The 2075-nt window shown below is 69.4% G+C and carries 1 protein-coding gene; it reads left to right on the plus strand.

Features of this window, described 5'->3' with window-relative positions:
- Positions 1-99: 99 nt before the first annotated feature.
- The coding region (locus tag ACWDUD_RS30595) for a condensation domain-containing protein (protein ID WP_450111773.1) at positions 100-2075 on the plus strand (1976 nt) is incomplete at its 3' end.

A 2075-nucleotide genomic window follows, 5' to 3' on the forward strand; every position in this document is an offset into this window, starting at 1 on the left:
GATCCGTTCACTGCGGGTGGGCGGTTGTATCGGACGGGGGATCTGGTGCGGTGGTTGCCGTCGGGTGGGTTGGAGTATGTGGGTCGGTCGGATTTCCAGGTGAAGATCCGCGGCCAGCGCATCGAGGTCGGTGAAATCGAAGCCGCGCTCACCACGATCGACGTCGTCGGTTCCGCGACCGTCGTCGCCCACGGCACCGGTGCGGAGACCCGTTTGGTCGCCTACGTCACGCCCGAAAACGGTTGCACGGTGGACGAACTCGATCCGTCCGCGCTGCGTGCCCGACTCGTCGACACGCTGCCGGCCCACCTCGTGCCGTCGGCGCTGATGGTGCTGCCGGAGCTGCCGATCACCGCGAACGGCAAGCTCGACCGCGCCGCACTGCCCGTGCCCGCGGCCACGGACCATTCCGGCCGCGAGCCGCAGTCGCCCGCGGAGCTGTCGGTCGCGCGTGCCTTCCGGGCTGCGCTGGACCTCGACGACACCGTGACCGTCGGCGTCGACAGCGACTTCTTCGCACTCGGCGGGCATTCCCTGTCCGCGACAAGAGTTCTCACGCGCCTCAATGCCGAGCACGAAGTGTCCCTGTCCCTGCGTTCGATCTTCGAGACCCCGACCGTCGGCACGCTCGCCGCTGCCCTCGACGGTGCCCGTCGCGTCGCGCATCGTCCTCGTGTCGGGGATGCGGTGCGTCCCGATCCGCTGCCCGCGTCCTACGGCCAGCAGTCGCTCTGGATGATCGAGCAGCTCACCGGCGTGGACGCGCAGTACAACGTGCCGACCGTCCTGCGTCTGCGCGGACAGATCGACACCGACGCACTCGCCGCGGCCGTCGCCGATCTCGTTCGACGGCACGAAGCGTTGCGCACGCTGCTGGTTCCGGCCGACACGGTCACCGAATCCGATGCGGCCGTGTATCAGCGGATCGTCGAACCGGCAGCCGTCGCAGGTCAACTCGACGTCACCGTCGCGGAGTGCACCGATCCGGTGCATACGCAGGCGCGCATCGACGAGTTCGGCCGCCGGCCGTTCCGCCTCGACACCGACCTGCCGCTGCGTACCCTGATCCTGCGCACCGGGTCCGACGAGTGCGTGCTCGTGCTCTCCGTGCACCACGCGGCGATCGACGACTGGTCGTTCCCGACCGTGATGTCCGACCTCTCCGCCGCGTACCGGGCCCGCCGCGCCGGCCACACACCCGAATGGGACATGCCCGCAGTGCAGTACGCCGACTACGCGGTGTGGCAGCGCGAGCTCCTCGGGTCGGCCGACAACCCGGACTCGGTGCGTGCCGAGCAGAGCGCCTATTGGGCACGGGTCCTCGACGAGGCGCCGGTCTCGTCGTCGATCGCACTGGATCGCCCGCGCCCGACGGCTCCGAACTTCCACGGTGCGCAGGTCCGCGGCGGTGTCGATGCAGCCATCACCGAGGCGCTGCACGCGACCGCGGACCGTGCCGGGGTGTCGATGTTCATGCTGGTCCAGGCCGCGGTCGCGATCGCGATGCAGCGGTTGGGTGCGGGTGACGACATCGTGGTGGGGTCGCCGGTGGGTGGCCGTACGGACGAGGCGTTGGCGTCGGTGGTGGGGTATTTCGTGAACACGCTGCCGTTGCGTCACGATCTGTCGGGGGATCCGACGGTGGACGAGTTGCTGGGCCGGGTGCGGGAGGTCGTGCTCGGTGGGTTCGCCCACCAGGACCTGCCGTTCGAGGAGATCGTCCGGGCGTCGGGCGCCGAACGCATCGGCACCCACAATCCGCTCTACCAGGTCATGCTCGCCTACCGCGCCGACTCCGGCGACCTGGCGTTCGGGGCCGGGCTCGACTCGGTCACCGAACCGGCAGACCTGGCGGTCGTCAAGGCGGACCTCGAGATCTCGGTCTCCGAAACCGATTCCGGACTCGACATGACCGTCGACTACGCCACCGAACTGTTCGAGGCCGCCACGGCCGAACGATTCGTCGCCGCGCTGCGCGGCGCGTTCGGTGTGTTGGCGGGGGCTGGTGGTGTGCGGTTGTCGTCGGTGGATGTGGTGCCGGTGGCGGATCGGGTGTTGGTGTCGGGGTTTGCGGT

This window comes from Rhodococcus sp. NPDC003382 (assembly GCF_053589135.1).